We start from the raw sequence: 20,595 nt of genomic DNA, 5'->3' as shown, positions 1-20,595 counted from the left end.
CTTTTCTACCAGGTCCCACGGAATGAATGCTGCTTTCTTGATCCAACGGTTGTTCGGATCCATTTGTAATCCCAAGGGCTGATTAAAATCTTCGAAGGAAAGTTGTTTAGAAGGAGTTTTATACATGTTATATCACCTGTGTGCAAGGATTTTGAGCTGTTTTCCACCATACTCATGCACGTATTATACTACGAAACACTGATGAATACTGCAGTTATGCACACTATTGGTTTGTGCAGTTTACATTAATTAATATTGCCTTTACTTTATTTTACCATTGGGGCTTGGGCTATGTCGTATTAAATAAATTTTTAAAAAACTTTTTTTATAGATAGAGACCACTTCCACAGATCCAAACTATACTATCCATGGAAGTGATCTCTATATTTTTTATATAAACATAATTTATTTTATAGAGAAATATGTACCTGAAGAGAGGTTAAGAATTTCATCTAAAGAAAGTACAGGTTCTGATTCTAATTCTACTTTATTGGTATGAATATCTAAACGATAAATTGGAGCACATTTTTTTATATACATATCTTCAGAACCAAAGGTAATTTCTGCATATACTGGTAAATCATAAGGCAGAAAGATTTGGTATAGCTTTAATTGTGCTGCAGCTTTTGCAGAATCAATATAAAAAGGACTCTCCGGCTCATCAAATAAGAAATGATTTCCCTGAAGTTTACCACAACGATGGCAATGATTCGCCAGATAACTACACCCACGAAAATTTGAATAACCCATATGATAATGAAAATGTTGCTCCAAATACTTTAATAAACTTTCTGGAATTGGAGAAAATGCAGGCATTATATGAATTTCATTATCAAATTCAACTGATTCAGTCTCACTTTGATTAAGTAAGTTATTATCTTCGTCATAATAACTTTCGTAATCAAGGCAAAAAGAGCGTTCTACACCAAAGCAAATAACAGGAGTTTCCTGCCGACATTTATAGCAGATTTGTTTACTTTCCACAATGTATATATAATCACAAAGAAATTCTATTTCTCCATTATTAGTTTTGTTAAGAATCCATTTTAAAAACTTATAATAATCAGAACGATTCTTTACATACCAGCGTTTTATTTCAGAATTCCATTTAGCTCCTAAAGCCTTTACAGTATCTTTTTCCCCATAAGGAACATCTAAAAGCAACATATACATTCCTCCTACTTGTAGCGGCTCGGTTTGCTTGGCCGAGAAGTACTCGGAATTGTTGGCCACTAAATCCGCTTGAACTAATTGGCCGGAGCAGGGGATAAGCCCTGCCCCGCTTGGTGTTAAGCTTCAAACTCGCTCTCAATCACGACCCGTATTAGATGATCATCAATCAAACGTTGCTGTGCGCCGGATGCAGCCATTAAAGAGGCGGTGGCAACCTTGTTAATTCTTCGGGGAATGCCCCCGGTGTATTCATGAAGGACACCCAAAGCCGCAGGCGTGAAGATATCAGCAGGAGACTCCACAGCGGCCAAATGTCTTTTTACGTAATCGGTGGTTTCCGTTCTTTCCAGCGGGAGCAAGTGGAAGCGAACATCTACCCGCTGGGAAATGGCCTGATGGACCTGCAACTTTAGCGTCTCTTTCAATTCGGTCTGGCCGATCAGAATCAGAGCCAGGGCGCTGTAGGAATCCATTCGTAGGTTCAAGAGAAAACGTATTTCTTCCAGCATTTCCCTTGACAACAAATGTGCCTCGTCGACAATAATGACGGGTGTTTTCTTATCTGCGTCTGTCAAATCAGCCAGCGCTTTTTGCAGTTGCCGTTTGGCATCGCCCCGATAAAAGCGCGGCTGACATCCGAGTTGATGCAAGATTTCCCAATAAAAGTTCCGGGGTGTCAACGAGGAGTCGGAAAGATATAAAATTCGGTGGCGATTGGAATCAAGCTCCTGGGCAAATTTCCGAATCGCTGTAGTTTTTCCGGTGCCGGCATCGCCGGTAAATACTCCGAAGGCCCGCATGCGGGCAACATACTGCAGTCGACCGTGCAATTCACTGCGTCCGTCGGTTTGCATAAGTTCCGCCACTGGAATATTACGGCTAAAGGGAGTGCCTGTAAAGCTAAAGAAGGCTTCAAACACGGGTAGATACCTCCTGACGGAGGCTAAATGCGCCCAGATTTCGCCGGAACCGCCTTTGATGTTCTTGCGCGTAGGCTTTTAAAATCCTTGATTCACTGGTTACTTCCATATGTTTCAAGGTCTTTTCACCAACATGATTGCTTTCACCGATTTGGAGCGGGGTGATCAGTTTGGCTTTTTGCCCCCGATACCATAGCTGGGCAACCGATAAGTCAAAGGGGTCATATCGCAAGATGACCTTTTTGCGAAGGTATTCGATCCCGGCTTCATAGACCTGCCCTTCCAGCTTCAGACAGCCGCTTTTGTCCACAGTACGCTCGGCTTCCCATAAAAAGGCATCTTGCAGGGCTTCAAGGGTGTGAAACCGAAGCGGCGTGGTGTCCTGGGCGAAAGCTTCGGCCGGTGTTTTGCCGCCGATGGCGCTGTGGGGCTGATGATGGTAGCCCTCCGACAACCAAATCCGAAATTGTTCATTGAGCTCTTTGAGGCTCTGCGGCTTCTGAAGTGCCACTTCAGAGATAAATTGTTCCACCGTCCGGTTAAACCGTTCGACTTTGCCCTTTGATTCTGGGCTGTAGGGCTTGGTATTGAGCAGTCGAATATTCAAGCGACCACAAGCCAGCTTCAACCAGGTTGAGATAAATATTTTCCCATTATCTGCGTAGAGAGCTTTGGGACTGCCGCATTTTTGGATAGCTTTTCTCAAAACATCTTCTAAAATGGGCAGTTTTTGGTTATCGTAAAATTCAGCATGCGCCACCATTCGGGTGGCGTCGTCAATAATGACCAGCAAGTAGGTCCGAATCTTTTTGGCTGGATGTTTGGGATCGGGAATATAAGGACCATACTTGATGTCGGTCTGAAACAGGGAACATCGTCCGATACGAGCAAACCGTCGGTGACCCGCCTTTTGCGCCTGGGCTTTTAGCGCGCGTCCGGACAGTCCATTTTGCCGCAGATGCCGCTCCAATGTGGAACGAGCTACCGTGTACCCCTGCGTTTTTAGCCAATCTCGAATGAGACCGGCACTGCGCCGGGGGAGTTCTTTACGGCATTCCTCAGCCAGTGCCAGTACCTCCGGCGAGATAGCCCGGCAACTTCCTTTATCTTTGCGTTCTTTTGGTACCAAGGCGTCAAATCCGCCTTGGCGGTAAGCGGCCAGCCAACGCCGCAGCGTGCGTTCCGAAACAGATTTTTCCGATAAAAGAACCGTTTTTCGGCGGGCTTTTTCTATCCCCGGTAAATCTTCTTCCATTAAAGGTGCGATAAGACTAAATCGTTTTAGGGCTTCTTCACGTCCCCAGTCCAACTCTTTGTCTTTTTTCATCCGGTATCAACTCCTTTATTTCTGTTGATACCAGTCTACCGATTTTGCATCGGTCACCCAAGGCAAAGTGGGTGGGCCCGGGATTGAAAAAAAGATCGGCCCAACACCGTCCAGCCATCCGGGGCTTCTTCCAACAACGCGAGTGAATGTTTCAGATGGAGCAAGGGTGAGGCTACCTCGATGCCAAGCGGGATTTTTCGTTCAAACCAATTCTGGGCTAATGCTTCCAGTTTTGCCGCCAAGATTGGTAAAACCGAACGAAATTCTTTTTGCCAGCGCCGCAATGTACTTTCTTCTGCTCCACAAGAGACACCGTTGACCGCCGCACCGTTTTCCAGAGTAGCTAGAGAATCTTCAATGTCTTGTGCGCAGTAATGTTTATGCGGCAGCATGCATTCCAAAAGTATGGTGAAATTGCTACGGCACCTTGCGCGACAAATGCCGCGCCTTACCTCATACCAGCACGGTTCTCCTTGCCGAATCACATGGCGCTTTCGCCAGCCATTTCCGCTAGCCGGGCCGTGACAATATGGGCACTGAATTTCCTCTTGCGAAGATAGGTTCTGCTGTGGTAAACTCAAGATGTTTTTGGGAGTCCCGCAGTGCAACCACGTCTTTGGTCGGAGGGGGTTGTCTGTTGGGACTTTTTCCTTTGCTCATTTTTCCTGAGCATATTCCAATTGGCCACTGTTGTAAAGCTTTTTTAGGACACCTGCTTCGGGCTGAAACACTCCTACTTAGTAAAATCAATATCCTACGTAACAAGACTTTGAAAATTTGTTAATCATGATTTCATGATAATTTCACCTGTCTCTTTATCAATATTTACTGTAAATCTACAATGCGGATAATTGTCACAGCCCCAAAACTCTCCGTATCTCCCCATACGCTCTACAAGTTTCCCTCCACAATTGGGGCAAATTCTCTTTGAAAAACAATCATATCTTTCATCGTCAGCTTTATTCATATAAAACAGCTTTCGCTCTTCCATATTTTTTCGAAAATCTTCCATCTCCGCTATCCCAGCTTCTGCTGAGCAAAAAATCTTATCTTCTGCTGCAGAGATACAAAATTCACACCCACAACAATCATCTATAAAATTAGCATATGGCTTGCCATGCCATTTCCGTCTGCTCATTGGACAATAATCTACATGTTCAGTATATCCACGAGAAATAATTGGCATAGGCTTAGCTACGCTTATAAACTTTTGTAGACATTCTTTTTCAAAGCTATTGTAAATCCATTTTTTCTGTTCTGAATCTTCGAAGATAATTTTTTCCAAATCCTCTTTTTCTAAACTTTGCTTATAAGCACTTAAGTCTATTTCTATTGTTGATATTCCACTATTTTTTATTTTCAATGTCTTATCTGTATCAACAGCATGTGTAACATAAATTTCTACATATATTTTTTTCTGATCACTAATCAAAACAACATCTGGAATAATACTTTCCTGCCGCTGCTCTAAAAGCACTTGATCAACCTTGATTTCCTTTGCTTTCGAAAGCAATATTCTTTCCCTACCGCTTCCTGGAAAATTAAGATAAACAGCTGGAATCATAATTTTTTTATGTTCCATTATCATTTGTTTTGCTGCTAAATGCAATGATGTTTCATATCCATATTTACATTCTTCTGAGTCATAATGTGCAAAATGATGCATCATAACTTTTCCTTTTTTGGCGATCAATTTTCCATTACAAGCCGGACAGAAACATTCACATTTTAACCCATTAGAAACATTTGATATATGTACCAGATTTCCATTATGTAGAGCATAAATCATATGAAACTGTTTTACGAACATATTTACAGATTCCTTTCCTATTTTTATAAATTATTCAATATAATTTTCTATGTTCAATATAATCACTTCCTAAATCTTTTTACTGTAATATTATACCACCATAAAACATTTAATTTTTATACAAACTAAAAAGATCTGTCACATTAAATGCGACAGATCCTTTTAGTTTGTATAAAACGTTAATCAGATAGATCTTTCCCGTTCATGTTCCTGATTACGCATATTTGCTTTAGATTCAACGCGCAAAAGCACTTTTCTTGGTTTTTTAATACTAATTTTATTATCAAAACCCTTATCCTGAATGGATGGCAATCTTTTTCCCTTCACTAGCTCAGGTACACGCTGAACCACCTGCTGCTCTACTGTTTGGTTTTCTTCCTGTGTTCCTCTTTCTGCAGCTTGACGTTTCTTTTCCAGTGGTGAAAGATTTAAAATGCTTTCTTTCTTCAACTGCAAATATTGAATACCTTTATCAAAAATGGAAGAAGTTTTTTGAACAGCCTGATCTACCATGCTATAGGCCTTATCTCGAACTGCAGTTTTTATTTTATCTGGCATTTCCTGAATGCCAGTATAAACCTGCTTTACCTGCTCGCGCGCCTCTTTCCATAAAGCAGCCGCAATAACTGGCTTTTGCCAATGAATATCTTCACACAGATTTTCTATATCAGAAACAAACTTTTTGCCATTCACCATTAAATTCTGCAGATTTTCTGGCGAACTGCCTCTTGTCTGCATCTGCTCAATAATATTCTTGATTTGTTTCATTTCCATCTGAACTTGTCGTTCACGTTCCACAAGTTTTTCATATTCCGTTTGTAGAAAAATACTGGCTTGCTGAAAGGAATCTACCGTTTTATTCGACGCAGCCATAATATCTTGCTCAGAACTTGTTTTCTTCTGTATCGCCCGTAAATTCTGGAGATTTTCCTTAATAGCCTCATGTTTTGGTTCATACTCTAGCCACGTTTTCGGCGATGGTACATACTCCTGCTCTGCCTGCGAAAACTGATCCATCTTTTCATACAAATTCTCAGAGGCCTTACCAATATCACGGCGCACGGGTTCCGGGGATTTATCCACCGTAGCCTGTACGCTTTTTTCCATATCGTGTTTTAGCCGACTAGCAAGGTTGCCATAATTTTGTGCATCAGCTTCATCAATTATTTGCCATAAATCTTTTTCCATATTAATTTTCTCCCTCCAAATTCCAAAGGTGTCCATTATAGACCCCCTTCCCTTTGTATCATCGTGCCATTTCTGCCTGCTTGGATTTATCCTTTATCGAAACTTGCAATTTTTGCTTACGTTGCTGCCGATTTTTCTTCGCCATTGCCCGATCTGCGATCTCCTGAAATGGCGATACCTTTGCCGGTTCCTTGACTTCTTTACTAAGAATCGGTACTTCATTGACACTTTCCAGCATTTTGGGCGTTACTTGTTCAAGACCTTTCAAAAGCATGTTCTTCTCAATGTAATTGGCCATTTCTTGTGCTTTGGAAGCTGCCCGATACAATTCATTGGGATCATCTTTTAAAACTTTGGCCCAAGACTGCAAATATGCAGCATGATTCTCATAATGCTTTTCATCAAATTTGATTCCATACTGCTGCTGCAAAAACGTTGAGGCAAGCTCTGCCCGCAGTTCTTCCTTCGCATATTCACTTTTTTCAAAATTGAACATATCCCGGTTCATCCGAGTAGAATGTCCGGTACTATGGGCAATTTCATGAGCACAAGTCGCATAAAAGCCATCCAGCGTCTTAAATTTTTCTCGCGGTAATACATGGATTTCATCTGTCGTAGAGCTATAAAAATTCCGATTGCTCTGATCAAAGAAAATTTTTGCCTCACTGTTTTTCAGCATGTTTTCCATATATCTATTTTTCTCATTTTCATCAATGGTCAACGGATGCTCTGGCAGAACCCCTTCCATTTGCTGTGCATTGAATACTGTATAGAATTTAACCAAGGGATGATCCAATTCTTTCAATTTTTTCTCTTCTTCGCCTGTCTCTGGATTTAATTCTTTGACTGTGACTGACTTCGCCCACCATTCAATATGAGTGCCCTTTTCACCTTTCTTGACCTGCCAGCCTTTTTCTTGCGCCTGTTTATAGGTGCACCAACGACTATCCGTGTAACCTTTATCCTTTGCTGCAATCATCAGTCTCATACGATTAAGCCCACGATAGGATGCACCAAGCGCCATATTATGAGCAGGCCTGCCAAAGTGTTCAGAATCCCAAAAGAACGGCTTCCCTGCCTCCATGTCTTTTATTACTTTTTCCACAAGAGCATTCCGCTGCTCCTGCACATGCTCTGGTAACGGCATATCTTCATCCCCTAACGTTTCGCATTTTCTTCATCGGATTCCTGAGCCAATTCTGCTTGTTCTTCCTCGGTCAGTACCTGTTCATTTAATTCCATCCCATAATCTTCCGCAGTTTTTTCCGCCTTCATCGCACTTCACCTCCTGCTTTTGGTATCTTTTTCATCACAATTTCGACCTTTTCCTCATCAAATTTGAGACTCAAAATATAGGCATTATCATACCAAATAAGCTCGTTATCCTTGAATACGCCTCGATTGGTCGATATAAGTTTCCTGCCGTTTTCAATAAATTCCACCCTCATTCAATCCACATCCTTGACCAGCACATTGATTTTCCCCATAAAAAATTATTACAAACCGAATCGGGTGTCCATTATGGACCCCAATCAAATCGACGTATTCTAAGAAACAGGAGCAAAGTTGGTACTTTTTATACGATACTGCTGTGATACCCCAAGATTAAATTTGCCGATAGCCAGGCAGGTGTCCATTATGGACACCTACTTTTGACATTTACACCATACTTTTTTCATCCTGCTCTTTTTTTAATTTTGCAAGAAAGGCATGAAACGGACTATTCTCAGGAAGTTCAAATTGTTTGGCTTCTTCTTCCGCCTCTCGCTCCAGCTCAGCAATTTGCTGCCGTTCTATTTCTGCTGCCTTCTCTCGCATGGCAGCCTTCTTTTCTTCCTGAAGCTGCTTAAACGCAGCTGGAACATCGACATATCCCTCCCGTAAAGCCATATGGAGCCAACCAGCAGGATTGTTTATCTTTCCCTTCTGCAAGGCCTTTTTAAGAAGTTCAAATTGTTGTTCAACTGCAACAAGACCGTATTCAGCAATAAATTTCTTTGCAGTAGCAAGCGCAATACCATAACTTGGCATTAACAAAAATAAGCTTTCCAATGAATCTTTTATATTAACCATATTTTTAGCAACAGCAAGTTCCTCACTTCTGTTTGTTGTTGTTTTTTCTGAGAATTCTCTGTTGTTATTCTCTGGTATTGGTGAGGACAGATTGTCTGATTCCATAGGGACAAAATGACCGGATGGATCTGGACAACTTGTCCCTATGAAACTACCATTTTGGGTATTTTGCACCGAAGAATTCGGCAAGCCTTGATTTTCCTCATAAGGACAATTTGTCCCTATGGACTGGTCACCAACGGCAGCATCTCCCACAGTATCCGTGAGCCCTTGATTTTCCTCATGTGGACATTTTGTCCCTATGGACTGGTCACCAACAGCAGCATCGCCCATAGTACCTGCGAACCCTTGATTTTCTTCATGTGGACATTTTGTCCCTATGGACTGGTCACTAACGGCAGCATCATTTTCTCCTAATACATCTGGCTCTGATTCTTCATGATTTTCCGTTTCCGGCTCCTCCTTTTCTAGCCGTTCCAATGCACCATAGTCAATCGTGTACCACTTTGTACGATCATAGCCTTTTTGATTGTAGTTGCCGGAGACAACCAATTTTTGTTTTTCTAAATTTGAAATCGTCCGTGATAAAGTCTTCTGCGACCAAAAGGGAAATTGCTTTGACCAGTCTGCCATCGTGTTATACACCCATTGCCGACCATCGATAATATTTTTACTGCGATCTACCCAATAGTGCAGCTGCTGTATAAAAAGCGCTTCATTCAAGCCGATTTTTACTGCAAGGCTGGGAAGGCACATCAACGGGACTTCATTAATCAATAATTTACTCATTTTCTTCTCTCTCCCAACTGCAGATCTTTATTTATTCATAGTATTTGTGGCTTGAAAGCTTTTCGAATGCTCACAGGGCCGATCACAATCATTACAACACGCTTCGCATTCATCAGAACAACCAACGCCGTCTAAATAAGCCAAGACATCTTTTATTACCTTGACACGTGCCTGCCATTCCTGACACTCTTCTTCTGTTTTCTCATGAGTTTCTATAGAAAGCCGTTGTTCAGCGTCTTTTAGTTTTTCAGCAATTTCTTGCTGAAGCCACATTTTCGCAGAAAAATCTTTATCTGTCATTTCTTGATTTTGTATAGGCGGCATATCATTAAGCACATTTCCCCCGTAATTCACGCCGTCATTTTCATCCAGCTCCGTTTTCTGCTCTTGATCGAAGAGTTTTGTCTGCCCCTCATCCTCTAGTTCACATTCTGCCGGACTCTCTTTTACAACAGGAGTAAAGTCTTTTTTAGGCGCAAAGACTACTTTTTTCTTTTCTTCTTTTACGGCCTGCACCGTAATTTCTTCGCCCCGGTCCTTAATCGCTTCAACTACCGAATTTTGCTCTTCTGTATCCATGCTTGCCAGTTCTGCTGCAGCCGTAGCCGTAATATTACCGGCATCAACCTCGACCTTAACTTCCTCCGATACCTTTCGAATCGCTTCTTTACGCTGCAAAGAAGTTTCTGAAATACCAAGGATATTGGCAAAATAAGGACGAAACTTACCGTCAATATTCCCGGCTGCCTTCTGATAATCATAAAGTTTTTTAATGATTGGCTTAATCAGTGCAATTTCATCCGCTTCCTGTGAAGGTGTCAAATTTCTGCGCTGCCCTTTATTCGGAAACACGATATTCAACGTTTCCATTTCGTCATCCGTTATAGCATCCTCAAAATCATTGATGATTTCCCGTGTAATGGTCGGAACCATTGGATTATCTATCATGCCTTGTTCCAAACGATATATCTGTGCTAAGCGGCGACGATGGCCGCTGGTAATCATAAATCGGCCATCCTCCATCGTCTTTAAAATAATTGGCTCTATATTATGGGTAAGCTGGATCATCATCGCCAAATCTTCAATATTATCCAGACTATACTTTTCATTCTTAGGATTCGGCACCAGTTCATGAACGTCTCGCATGATGATTTCTTCCGTAGTCTTAAGGTCATTACTGCTGCCCTGTCCCGGCTGAGAATTTTTATTTAAAAGCTTTGCAATTAAGCTTGCTGACTGTTTTTTCATGGTTTCATTCCCCCGCTAAAAGTTCTTTTAAAAATTGCACAAGATCCCGTGCAAAACCACAATTAGGCGAATACTCAAAAATAGATTTTCTTTCTTCTGCCGATGCTTCCAGCTTATCTTTCGTGTAACGAATTCTCGCTCTAAATAAGGGAAACTGACTTTCTAATAGCTCAATACAGCGGAACCCATGCGGGGTAGAAGAAAATTTATTGAGAAGGCAGCCACGAAACCGCAGGGCAGGATTATATTCCTTAATTGCTTCTATATAGTCGGCCATCTGAGAAACACCACGAATCCCATAAATATCCGGTGTCGTCACAATGATGACTTCATCACTGGCTACTAAGGCATTGATAACGGAAGCATTAATTGTCGGAGGGTTATCGATAAGACATACATCGTAATTTGCGGCAACCCTTTCCAAAGACTCTTTTAAAATGGTCTGCTGCACAATTTCTTCATCTTTTATGACAGCCACATTGGCATCCAGTAAAGCGGCACCACTGGCAACAATGTCAATATTCGGATAGCGCGTAGGCTGGATAACATCTTGAATATCTGCCTTGCCTAACAGGATATCTGCTAAAGATTTTTTCGGATCTGCATCAAAGAACTGTGAATCATTCCCCTGATCGTCATTATCTATAACCAGCACTCTTAAATCGCAGCTTGCTGCTATGGCATACGCCATATTAACGGTAATCGTTGTTTTGCCAACGCCGCCTTTTTTGTTGATGAACGAAAATGTTTTCATAAATTTTCAAGTCCTCTCGCTTAACTTTTCTATACAAATCAAGCGAAAATCTGCTATAATAAATCTTAAGAAACGGAATTTGTTTATAACAAATTTTCACGAGAGCACTATCAGTTAGCCGCTGATAGTGCTTTTTTCATACCTATTTTCATCTGCCCTTGATCCTTACTAAAGCACCTTCCAGTTTCATATCTGGCCGTGCCGTAAAATAATAATTGCCACTATGTTCAATAGACGTGGGAAGCCAAGTCATCCATTCTTCTTCATCTGAGAAATACGGTGCATAAACTTCACAACTACTACCACACGTGAATTCAATGTCTGTGCCTTCCATTTCGAACCTACCGGCTGCATTTCGAACTAAGCGCCCTGTTTTTCCTACAGCTGCATACATTCGCTTTAAGCGCCAATCACTTTCATCGAAACAATTGCCGCCTAATCCTAATAAATGCTTCACATAGGTTCTCTCCTCTTCTGTTGCTTTTTCCGGATTAAATTCGTTTTGAATCCATGCTAAATCATCAACAAGTTCCTGAATTATTGGAGCAGCCTCTCTAAGTCGTTCAATCATACCTTGTTTCAACACTTCTATTTCCTCCTTTTGTAAATAAAAAAGACGCCCAATACGAATATTGAACGTCTAATAATAAACTCATTATTTTATTGTAGAATCAAAATCTCTTGACTGATCAAATAAGCAATTTATTGTGTCTACTCATACTAGGTTGATAACTACCGAGACATTGATGTAGTCCTTAACTACCTTTTTACGCTCAAAACCATCCTTTTTTACAAAGACGCAATGGCGGTAGAAGTACCGGAAATTAAGGATTTCTACATAGTACGGCGTTGTATCAACGCTACACACTCGACGTGATGGGTCCTCGAAAACATGTCCACTGGCTGCACTTTTACCATCTTATACCCATGCTGATCCATATAGGCTAGGTCTCTTGCCAGTGTTGCAGGGTTACAGGATATGTAGACGACCCGATTGGGTTTGGTTCTGGCGATGGCATGGAGGACTTTTTCATCGCAGCCGGCTCTGGGGGGATCAAGGACTACGACGTCGGGATGGATGCCGTTTTGGATGAGTTCAGGAAGGGTATAGGCGGCGTCACCGAGAATGAATTCAGCATTATAGATATGGTTGTCTCTGGCGTTTTGGATGGCGTCTTTAATAGCCGGGGCTACGATTTCTATGCCATAGACTTGTTTTGCTTTTTGCGCCAGGAAAAGCGTGATCGTACCGGTACCGCAATAGACGTCGACTACGATTTCATTTCCCTGGAGCCCGGCAAATTCCAGGGCCGTTTCATAGAGGCGCTGGGCTTGTTCGCTGTTGACCTGAAAGAAGGATTGGGCGGAGATATTGAAGGTCAGGGGACCGATGGAGTCGTGAATTGTTGGCGCGCCGAAAACAACCCTTGTTTTCGGTCCGAGGATGACATTGGTGTGGCGCGTATTGACGTTTTGCACGACGCTTTTAAGTCCCGGCAGGGCGCTGCGGAGCATGCGCACCAGATCCTTCATATGGGGTACCATGACACCGGCCGTCACCAGACAGACCATGATTTCTCCCGTATGGACGCCGACTCGTCCCATGATATGACGGACGATGCCCGTACGCTTATCTTCATCATATGCGGGAATTTTGTACTCTTTCATCCACTGGCGGACAATAGCTGCGATCTGGTTATTGGCATCCTTTTGAATGGCACAGGAGGTCACGTCAATGACTTGATGTGTCGCTGCCGCAAAACAGCCGATTGCCAATTTTCCCTTGCCGGCGGAAGCGACAGGAAATTGCATTTTATTGCGGTATGCCCAAGGGCTGGCTGACCCCAATGCGGGCAGAGCCTTCACATCCGGCAAATGACCGATTCGTTCCAACGCATCCTGTACCTGCTGCCGTTTTTCTTTCAGTTCCCCGTCATAGCTGAGGTGCTGGAGCTGACAGCCGCCGCAGCAGTCATAGACGGGGCAGAGAGGCTGCACCCGGTCCGGTGATGGTTTAGTGATTTCTGTCAGTACCGCGCCTGCATATTGTTTTTTTACCAGCGTAACGCGGGCTTGCACTGTTTCTCCCGGCAGTGCCAAGGGAACAAATACCGTAAAATTCTCATATCGTCCCACGCCTTCTCCATTGGATCCGAGACGCAGTATATCTATCGTATAGGTTTTCCCTTTTTGTACGGGAATGGGCCTGTTTGGAATCATGAAATCTATCCTTTCGAGGTAAGAGCTAGTAGTTGGTAGTTAGTGGCTGGTCGTTGGTGGCTGGTCGTTCGTAAAACGGGCTCGATACATCGAGCGCCCTACGCGCTATCAGATAGAGAGATTCACAATCCACCAATTACCAAGCACTACCTACTACCTACTAACCACTAATTACTAATTACTAAAAAATCATTTCACTGACAACCGGTTCCATCTGCGCGGCCTGGGACGGCGTCACGATGATATGACCGGCTATTTTTTGGGCGATGGCGGTCATATCGGCATCGGCCTTGCCATAGATCGTAAACAGCGGCTCGCCCGGACGCACTTCGTCATACAGTTCTTTAAAGAGACGGATTCCCACCATCGGATCAATGGCATCTTCCTTGCGGGCCCGGCCGGCGCCCATGGACATGGCAATATCACCGAGAGCTCGTCCATGAATTTCCGTAATACATCCTACATCCGTGCAGACTGCCGTAAATACCTGACTTGCCTTTGTCAGGGGCCGTTTGCCGATCCACGCGGTACTGCCGCCCTGGGCTTTGACAAATTCCGCAAACTTGGCTAAGCCTCTTCCCGAGCGGACCAGTTCTTCTATCTTTTTCCGGCCTTCCGCTTCGTCAGCAGCCTTGCCCCCGACGATGAGCATCTGTGCCCCAATGGCGCTGACGACTTCCATGAGACGGCGGCCGCCTTTTCCGGCCAGGGCCTCCACCGCTTCATCTATCTCCAGGCTGTTGCCGATAGCGGTTCCCAAGGGAGCTTCCATAGACGTAACAACAGCCCGTGTAGGACGCCCTGCTAATGTTCCGATTTCCACCATAGTGTGTGCCAAGCGGCGCGCATTTTCCTTAGTTTTCATAAACGCACCATCACCGTATTTCACATCAAGTACGATGGCATCGGCACCCGCAGCAATTTTTTTGCTCATAATGGAGCTGGCAATGAGGGGCATACTTTCCACCGTGCCTGTCGCATCCCGCAGCGCATAGAGTAGTTTATCCGCCGCCGCGATTTCCGCCGACTGCCCGATAACGGCGATGCCGATGCTGCGCACCTGCCGGAGAAACTGCTGTTCAGATAGTTCGATATGAAATCCCGGAATGGATTCCAGCTTATCTACGGTGCCGCCGGTAAATCCCAGACCGCGGCCGCTCATTTTAGCTACAGGAACCCCGGCAGCGGCAACGAGAGGCGCAACGATAAGCGTCGTCGTGTCGGCAATACCGCCTGTACTGTGCTTATCCACTTTGATACCGGGAATAGATGACAAATCCACCAGGTCCCCGGAATGGGCCATGGCCATGGTCAGATCCGTAGTTTCCCGGGCATTCATGCCGCGCAGAAAAACCGCCATCAGCCATGCCGCCGCTTGATAGTCGGCTATTGTTCCATTCGTATAGTCCTGAATAAACCGATCTATTTCTATTTTTGTCAGAATATTTCCATCCCGTTTATGTTCAATACATTCTACAGGCCACATGCTATCACCTCAGCTCTGATAAAAAGGAAGTTCCTTCCGCAAGGCGGCCGGCCCGGAAATTATCCATAATCGTCTGACCCAGATCAGCATACGTCTGGCGTACACCTAAATCAACAGCCTCCCGCAGTCCCGGGCTATACAGCAGCAATGGCACCCGTTCCCGCGTATGATCCGTACCGTGCCACGTCGGATCGTTACCGTGATCTGCCGTAATGATGAGAAGTTCATCTTCCTGCATCAGAGAAAGGAAGGTTCCCAAGGCGGTATCAAAAGTTTCAATGCATTGGGCATATCCTGGTACATTGCGGCGATGACCGTACTGACTGTCGAAATCGACAAAATTTGCCATTAGGAGACCTGATTGATGACGATGCGCCAGCAGCTGCTTCGTCAATTCGGCCATATCTTCCGTATTATTGGCTGTGTGGTATGATTCTGTCAAGCCAATGTGAGCATAAATATCACCTATTTTACCGACACCGACGACACACAGCCCTTTTTCGGTCAAATATTCAAAGACCATCTTCCGCTTAGGCATGCGGCTGTAATCACGGCGGTCGCCGGTCCGGACAAAGGCTCCCGGCGTACCGACGAAAGGCCGGGCAATGACGCGTCCCACTTCATAGTCACCTACACATACTTCATGGCGCGTAATATCACATATTCGATATAATTTTTTCAGAGGGATCACATCTGTATGGGCCGCTATCTGGAAAACACTGTCCGCCGAGGTATATACAATAGGCGCTTTCGTACGAAAATGTTCCTGCCCCAGGCGTTCAATAATTTCTGTTCCGGAGGCAACCTCATTGCCGATATAAGAGCAGCCCGTTTTTTCCGTAAAGGACTGCAATACGTCCTGGGGAAATGCGTTAGGAAATACGGGAAAAGGTGTTTCTACCGGATTACCCATAAATTCCCAATGACCGCTCGTCGTATCCTTTCCGGCAGATATTTCCTGCATAAGTCCATATGATCCAACAACCTCTGTTTCGACAGCATGAATCTGCGCTACCTGTCCCAGACCCAGACGACGCAGGTTCGGCGCAGCCAGCCCGCCTGGAACGTGACTATCAATATGGCCCAGCGTATTGGCTCCGGTATCACCGAAGGCCGCGGCATCCGGCGCATTTCCGGCGCCGACGCTATCCATGACAATGACAACGACACGATTGAACTTCATCATAATCCCTCCTTTAATGGGCTTTATATACCGGCCAAATACCGACGCGATTTTTCAAAGGCGGCAATGGTTTTGGCATCTACAATCTCATTATTGGCAATCAATTCTTCCATTTCCTTTGGTGTGTATCGTTCAATATTCATAAACTCATCATCATCCAAATGTTGAGCACCTTTGTGCAGCTGTCTGGCCAAATACAGATAAATCCGTTCATTGCAAAATCCTGGTGACGTATACACATATCCCAACGGAAGGATTTCACCGGCCGTAACGCCGGCTTCTTCCTCCAGTTCCCTAGCCGCGCAGATATCCGGTGATTCCCCGTTGTGCTCTATCTTGCCTGCCGGCACCTCCAGCATAGGCTGTGTTGCCGCATAGCGATACTGGCGAACCAGAATGATCCTACCGTCATCGGCTACGGGTAAAATCGCACAAGCGCCGAAATGCCATACAGCTTCACGGACAGCCAGTTTATCGCTGTCATTAATGCGTACGGTATCGACGGTGACATGAAGCACCTTACCCTTCATAATTTCCTTACGTGAAACCATTTTTTCTGTACTGATGCTCATCGCATAGCCTCCTATTTCCGGACCTGCAGTCCATATACGAAAAGGACGCCGCAAGGCAGAGTCCATACCCTGCCGCCGGCGCCCCACATATCTTATTTTTTCCCTGTGCTGCCAATACCGCCTGTACGGATTTCCGCAGCCGCATCGTCATGGACAGTCAGATATTTCATAAACACTCCTTGTCCGATACGTTCACCTTTTTCAATGGTATATGCGGCATCATTGGTATTAAAATAGGCAATCATAATATGGCCTTCATTATCAGTATTATTATAGTAATCGCTGTCTACGATTCCCGTGCCGTTAGCCAGCATAAGTCCTTTTTTAAAAGCCAGACTGGACCGGATAAAAACAGATAAGTACTCGTCCGTTTCCATAAATGCTTTTAGTCCTGTCGGCACAACAGTCACAACATGGGGCTTCAGCACCACTGTCTCCGCCGCCTCCAGATCATAGCCGGCGCTGCCGGCTGTTTTCCGGATGGGAAGACGGATATCTGCATGGGCGTAGGCTGTTACGATTTCAAATCCTCTTCCTGCCATCACGAGCCTACCTTCTCTGGCCGTCGCGGGGGCCGCGGTTGCCGCGCGGTCCGCCATGACCTCCACTGCTGCGGCGGGGCGGTTCGTCACCACCACCCAAAACAGCCTTGCGAGACAAGTTGACACGACCCTGCCCGTCGATTTCCACACATTTTACCATGATTTCATCGCCCACATTGACGACGTCCTCTACCTTTTCCACTCGTTCCAGCGCAAGCTGGGAAATATGGACCAAGCCTTCCTTACCCGGCAGAACTTCTACGAATGCCCCAAAATTCATAAGGCGTGTGACCTTACCTACATATGTTTGGCCTACTTCCACGTCTTTCGTCAAGTTTTCGATCCATTCCTTCGCTTTGTCTCCGCCAGCGGCTTCCACAGAAGCAATATATACGAGGCCCGAATCATCAATATCTATTTTAGCCCCAGTTTCCTCGGTAATCTGCTTGATCATTTTGCCGCCCGGCCCAATGACGTCGCGGATCTTATCAGGGTGTATCTGCATAGAAATAATGCGAGGCGCATACTGGGACAATTCCTTCCGCGGTTCACTGATGGCCTGAAGCATTTTTCCCATGATATGAATACGCCCTTCATGAGCCTGTTTCAGCGCCTGCGACAAGATATCCCGGCTGAGTCCTTTGATCTTGATATCCATTTGGATCGCAGTGACACCCTTCATCGTACCGGCTACCTTAAAATCCATATCCCCGAGAGCATCTTCCATCCCCTGAATATCCGTCAAAATCGTAAAGTCTTCACCCTTCGTGACAAGACCCATCGCCACGCCGGCAACAGGGGCCTGCAAAGGCACACCGGCATCCATCAATGCCAGCGTACTGCCGCATACACTCCCCATGGAGCTGGAACCATTGGATTCCAATACTTCCGAAACCACGCGGATTGCGTACGGAAATTCTTCTTCACTGGGCAGTACCTGCGTCAACGCCCGTTCAGCCAGCTTGCCATGACCAATTTCACGACGTCCCGGCCCACGGGACGATTTCGTTTCGCCAACGCAGAAGGAAGGAAAATTATAATGATGCATATAACGGCGGTCCGTTTCAAGACCCACTCCGTCGACATGCTGGGCTTCTGAAAGCGGCGCCAGTGTCGCAAAGCTTAAAATCTGCGTCTGTCCGCGCGTAAAGAGTCCGGTACCATGCGTCCGTTTAAATAATCCCACTTCACAGCTTACAGGACGCACTTCATTGACACGACGGCCGTCAGGACGAATTTTATCGACAGCTATCATGTGGCGAACGATTTCTTTGATCATCTTCTGGACAATGCCCACAATAACGATACGGTCATCCGGATAAATTCCATCGAAATGTTCATAAATATCGGCTTCCACAGCATCCATCTTTTCTTCCCGTTCTACCTTTTCCGGAGTGAAAACAGCCGTTTTCATCGCATCTTCTCCATAGGCATGAACAGCTTCCACAATATCTGCCGGTGCTTCTTTTTCAATAAATTCCTGTTTTGTCGTGCTGATCTTATCAAGGAAATCAAGCTGGAATTCGACAACTTTTTTAATTTCTTCATGTGCAACCATAATAGCGTCGAGAATATCTGCTTCCGGTACTTGTTCAGCGCCGCCTTCTACCATGAGAATCGCGTCCTTTGTACCTGCAACAACGATATCCATTTCACTTTTTTCGCTTTGCGCTACCGTCGGATTAATAACAAATTGTCCATCAACACGGCCTACACGTACACCGGCAATCGGTCCGGCAAAAGGAATATGGGACATGCATAACGATACAGATGCCCCGATCATTGCCGCGATTTCCGGCGCATTGTCATGATCCACACAAAAATCGTACGCTACTACATGTACATCATGACGGTATGTTTTCGGGAACAGCGGACGTATCGGGCGGTCAATGAGCCGCGCAAAGAGCGTCGCCGATTCAGGAGGTCTGCCTTCCCGTTTAATAAATCCTCCCGGGATTTTCCCGACCGAATACATTTTTTCTTCATAATCGACAGTAAGAGGGAAAAAATCCGCGTCTTCGCGCGCATCCTTTGAACCTGTTGCGGTCACAAAAACCGCCGTATCACCATACCGTACCAAAGCCGCACCACTTGCCTGCTTTGCCAGCTTCCCCACTTCAATGACGAGGGGCCGACCGGCAAACTCCATTTGGAATTTCTGTTCTTCCATTCCGTTACCTCCTTATATTTCACAGGTGTCAGGCACTAGCGTACAGGCCGCTCCCGCAGCAATAGTTTGCCGGGCCTGCATGATACTACCTGCCACCCTGTGTTTTCCTTAAAAAAGAGGCTGATGCGTCCACATCAGCCTCACAGTGTGCAATATTATTTACGCAGGTTCAGTTTTTCGAGAATCGCACGGTACCGTTCCAGATTGTGTTTCTGCAAATACCCGAGCAAATTCCGGCGCTGACCAACCAACTTCAAAAGACCGCGGCGTGATGCATGATCTTTTTTGTGGCTGCGCAAATGTTCTGTCAAATAGATAATACGGCTCGTAAGAAGCGCGATCTGTACTTCCGGAGAACCCGTGTCAGTTTCGTTTGCACCAAATTTAGCAATAATTTCTTTCTTTTCTTCTACATTTAACATTTTTTCTTCCTCCATAAAAATAAATTTATTCGCAAAGCGCTAAGTGAACGTCGGAGTCTTCGAAACACTGAGCACCCGTACGACATAAATATTATACTATAGTCAGTGACTGGTGTAAAGTTTTTTACTGTGAATCTTTTGATAAATCAAAGCAAATTCATTGAATCCGCGAAGGATGCGACGGCATGGGTATGGCATTTGGAACGGTGGGGAAAATTTCAATCCACGCATCCCGTGAAGGATGCGACACTAGCACCCCCCGGTAAGAGCATGGTATACTCCCATTTCAATCCACGCATCCCGTGAAGGATGCGACATACGTTTTTCAATAAGCGGTAAAATGCGCTCATATTTCAATCCACGCATCCCGTGAAGGATGCGACGTATCATCTGGGGCCATCCAGCTACGGATTAATTTATTTCAATCCACGCATCCCGTGAAGGATGCGACGTTTCCTATTGGGTAACTTGGTCCTATGTCAATATTTAGTACAAAATAAAATGAGAAAAGTATCCTCGGTTTAACTTGCCCTCAAGGCATCTTTTTTCTGACACTGCTGATACAACTTTTCATATTCGTCTGGCGACATGTAATCGCAGTGACTGTGAATCCGTACCGTATTGTAAAATGTTTCCAGATATTCAAATACCAGCGTATATGCATGCCGATAATCGCGGATACGGAACCGATTCAGCCATTCCCGTTTAATCAACGAAT

20 protein-coding genes are annotated in these 20,595 nt (G+C 44.8%); all 20 read right to left on the bottom strand.

Annotated features, from left to right (window positions below; genetic code table 11):
* Positions 1-405: 405 nt before the first annotated feature.
* Positions 406-1,167 (bottom strand): DUF5710 domain-containing protein, encoded by a 762-nt coding sequence (locus tag AB840_RS12885; RefSeq protein WP_048515252.1) that lies wholly within the window; start codon positions 1,165-1,167, stop codon positions 406-408.
* Between the two features lie 122 nt (positions 1,168-1,289).
* The gene (locus AB840_RS12880) at positions 1,290-2,093 is read right to left on the bottom strand and encodes an ExeA family protein (RefSeq protein ID WP_048515251.1); all 804 of its coding nucleotides are present in this window, start codon (positions 2,091-2,093) and stop codon (positions 1,290-1,292) included.
* Positions 2,086-3,420 carry an IS481 family transposase gene (locus AB840_RS12875; RefSeq protein ID WP_053078190.1) on the bottom strand — a complete coding sequence of 445 codons (1,335 nt, stop codon included), beginning with the start codon at positions 3,418-3,420 and terminating at the stop codon, positions 2,086-2,088. The genes AB840_RS12880 and AB840_RS12875 overlap by 8 nt, the downstream gene beginning before the upstream one ends.
* 53 nt (positions 3,421-3,473) lie before the next feature.
* A complete protein-coding gene (locus tag AB840_RS12870) occupies positions 3,474-4,001 on the bottom strand; it encodes a DUF6431 domain-containing protein (protein ID WP_268776087.1) in 528 nt (175 codons plus the stop codon).
* Between the two features lie 203 nt (positions 4,002-4,204).
* Complete coding sequence (locus tag AB840_RS16800; protein ID WP_048515249.1) at positions 4,205-5,230, bottom strand: topoisomerase DNA-binding C4 zinc finger domain-containing protein; 1,026 nt, start codon at positions 5,228-5,230, stop codon at positions 4,205-4,207.
* Between the two features lie 183 nt (positions 5,231-5,413).
* Positions 5,414-6,418, bottom strand: coding sequence for a hypothetical protein (locus AB840_RS12860; protein ID WP_143745097.1), 1,005 nt, complete (start codon positions 6,416-6,418; stop codon positions 5,414-5,416).
* 58 nt (positions 6,419-6,476) lie between these two features.
* The gene (locus tag AB840_RS12855; RefSeq protein ID WP_048515247.1) at positions 6,477-7,565 is read right to left on the bottom strand and encodes an ArdC family protein; all 1,089 of its coding nucleotides are present in this window, start codon (positions 7,563-7,565) and stop codon (positions 6,477-6,479) included.
* A 124-nt stretch (positions 7,566-7,689) separates the two neighbouring features.
* Complete coding sequence (locus tag AB840_RS17205) at positions 7,690-7,866, bottom strand: hypothetical protein (RefSeq protein ID WP_159445831.1); 177 nt, start codon at positions 7,864-7,866, stop codon at positions 7,690-7,692.
* A gap of 211 nt (positions 7,867-8,077) precedes the next feature.
* Positions 8,078-9,280, bottom strand: a complete 1,203-nt coding sequence (locus AB840_RS15845; protein ID WP_053078189.1) for a hypothetical protein — start codon at positions 9,278-9,280, stop codon at positions 8,078-8,080.
* A 27-nt stretch (positions 9,281-9,307) separates the two neighbouring features.
* Positions 9,308-10,528 carry a ParB/RepB/Spo0J family partition protein gene (locus tag AB840_RS12845; RefSeq protein WP_048515246.1) on the bottom strand — a complete coding sequence of 407 codons (1,221 nt, stop codon included), beginning with the start codon at positions 10,526-10,528 and terminating at the stop codon, positions 9,308-9,310.
* A gap of 4 nt (positions 10,529-10,532) precedes the next feature.
* Entirely contained in the window at positions 10,533-11,282 is a 750-nt protein-coding gene (locus tag AB840_RS12840) for a ParA family protein (RefSeq protein ID WP_048515245.1), read from the bottom strand.
* Positions 11,283-11,430: 148 nt separating this feature from the next.
* The gene (locus AB840_RS12835) at positions 11,431-11,868 is read right to left on the bottom strand and encodes a DUF5348 domain-containing protein (RefSeq protein ID WP_048515244.1); all 438 of its coding nucleotides are present in this window, start codon (positions 11,866-11,868) and stop codon (positions 11,431-11,433) included.
* A gap of 248 nt (positions 11,869-12,116) precedes the next feature.
* A complete protein-coding gene (rlmD, locus tag AB840_RS12830; RefSeq protein ID WP_048515243.1) occupies positions 12,117-13,502 on the bottom strand; it encodes a 23S rRNA (uracil(1939)-C(5))-methyltransferase RlmD in 1,386 nt (461 codons plus the stop codon).
* Positions 13,503-13,683: 181 nt separating this feature from the next.
* The gene (locus AB840_RS12825; protein WP_048515242.1) at positions 13,684-14,988 is read right to left on the bottom strand and encodes a thymidine phosphorylase; all 1,305 of its coding nucleotides are present in this window, start codon (positions 14,986-14,988) and stop codon (positions 13,684-13,686) included.
* A 4-nt stretch (positions 14,989-14,992) separates the two neighbouring features.
* On the bottom strand, positions 14,993-16,171 hold the full coding sequence (locus AB840_RS12820) for a phosphopentomutase (protein WP_048515241.1): 1,179 nt from the start codon (positions 16,169-16,171) through the stop codon (positions 14,993-14,995).
* A 23-nt stretch (positions 16,172-16,194) separates the two neighbouring features.
* Positions 16,195-16,743 carry an NUDIX hydrolase gene (locus AB840_RS12815; protein ID WP_048515240.1) on the bottom strand — a complete coding sequence of 183 codons (549 nt, stop codon included), beginning with the start codon at positions 16,741-16,743 and terminating at the stop codon, positions 16,195-16,197.
* A gap of 92 nt (positions 16,744-16,835) precedes the next feature.
* On the bottom strand, positions 16,836-17,285 hold the full coding sequence (locus tag AB840_RS12810; RefSeq protein ID WP_048515239.1) for a dCTP deaminase/dUTPase family protein: 450 nt from the start codon (positions 17,283-17,285) through the stop codon (positions 16,836-16,838).
* Between the two features lie 7 nt (positions 17,286-17,292).
* Entirely contained in the window at positions 17,293-19,455 is a 2,163-nt protein-coding gene (locus AB840_RS12805; protein ID WP_048515238.1) for a polyribonucleotide nucleotidyltransferase, read from the bottom strand.
* Positions 19,456-19,610: 155 nt separating this feature from the next.
* Positions 19,611-19,877: a 30S ribosomal protein S15 gene (rpsO, locus tag AB840_RS12800; RefSeq protein ID WP_048515237.1), complete on the bottom strand. Its 267-nt coding sequence runs from the start codon at positions 19,875-19,877 to the stop codon at positions 19,611-19,613.
* Between the two features lie 521 nt (positions 19,878-20,398).
* Positions 20,399-20,595, bottom strand: a 197-nt coding sequence (locus AB840_RS12795) for an IS3 family transposase (protein WP_048515038.1), incomplete at its 5' end; no start/stop codon positions are given.

It is taken from the genome of Megasphaera cerevisiae DSM 20462, from assembly GCF_001045675.1.
In the GTDB taxonomy this organism is placed as follows: domain Bacteria; phylum Bacillota; class Negativicutes; order Veillonellales; family Megasphaeraceae; genus Megasphaera; species Megasphaera cerevisiae.
The sequence above is the reverse complement of the archived record's forward strand: the minus strand, read 5'-3'. Positions and strand labels throughout refer to the sequence as shown.

Coding starts and splice junctions, on each gene's coding strand:
- AB840_RS12825 (WP_048515242.1), bottom strand. CDS start 14,988: ATGTGGCCTGTAGAATGTATTGAACATAAACGGGATGGAAATATTCTG.
- rpsO (WP_048515237.1), bottom strand. CDS start 19,877: ATGTTAAATGTAGAAGAAAAGAAAGAAATTATTGCTAAATTTGGTGCA.
- AB840_RS15845 (WP_053078189.1), bottom strand. CDS start 9,280: ATGAGTAAATTATTGATTAATGAAGTCCCGTTGATGTGCCTTCCCAGC.
- AB840_RS12840 (WP_048515245.1), bottom strand. CDS start 11,282: ATGAAAACATTTTCGTTCATCAACAAAAAAGGCGGCGTTGGCAAAACA.
- AB840_RS12815 (WP_048515240.1), bottom strand. CDS start 16,743: ATGAGCATCAGTACAGAAAAAATGGTTTCACGTAAGGAAATTATGAAG.
- AB840_RS12885 (WP_048515252.1), bottom strand. CDS start 1,167: ATGTTGCTTTTAGATGTTCCTTATGGGGAAAAAGATACTGTAAAGGCT.
- AB840_RS12805 (WP_048515238.1), bottom strand. CDS start 19,455: ATGGAAGAACAGAAATTCCAAATGGAGTTTGCCGGTCGGCCCCTCGTC.
- rlmD (WP_048515243.1), bottom strand. CDS start 13,502: ATGATTCCAAACAGGCCCATTCCCGTACAAAAAGGGAAAACCTATACG.
- AB840_RS16800 (WP_048515249.1), bottom strand. CDS start 5,230: ATGTTCGTAAAACAGTTTCATATGATTTATGCTCTACATAATGGAAAT.
- AB840_RS12860 (WP_143745097.1), bottom strand. CDS start 6,418: ATGGAAAAAGATTTATGGCAAATAATTGATGAAGCTGATGCACAAAAT.
- AB840_RS17205 (WP_159445831.1), bottom strand. CDS start 7,866: ATGAGGGTGGAATTTATTGAAAACGGCAGGAAACTTATATCGACCAAT.
- AB840_RS12810 (WP_048515239.1), bottom strand. CDS start 17,285: ATGGCAGGAAGAGGATTTGAAATCGTAACAGCCTACGCCCATGCAGAT.
- AB840_RS12845 (WP_048515246.1), bottom strand. CDS start 10,528: ATGAAAAAACAGTCAGCAAGCTTAATTGCAAAGCTTTTAAATAAAAAT.
- AB840_RS12855 (WP_048515247.1), bottom strand. CDS start 7,565: ATGCCGTTACCAGAGCATGTGCAGGAGCAGCGGAATGCTCTTGTGGAA.
- AB840_RS12820 (WP_048515241.1), bottom strand. CDS start 16,171: ATGAAGTTCAATCGTGTCGTTGTCATTGTCATGGATAGCGTCGGCGCC.
- AB840_RS12875 (WP_053078190.1), bottom strand. CDS start 3,420: ATGAAAAAAGACAAAGAGTTGGACTGGGGACGTGAAGAAGCCCTAAAA.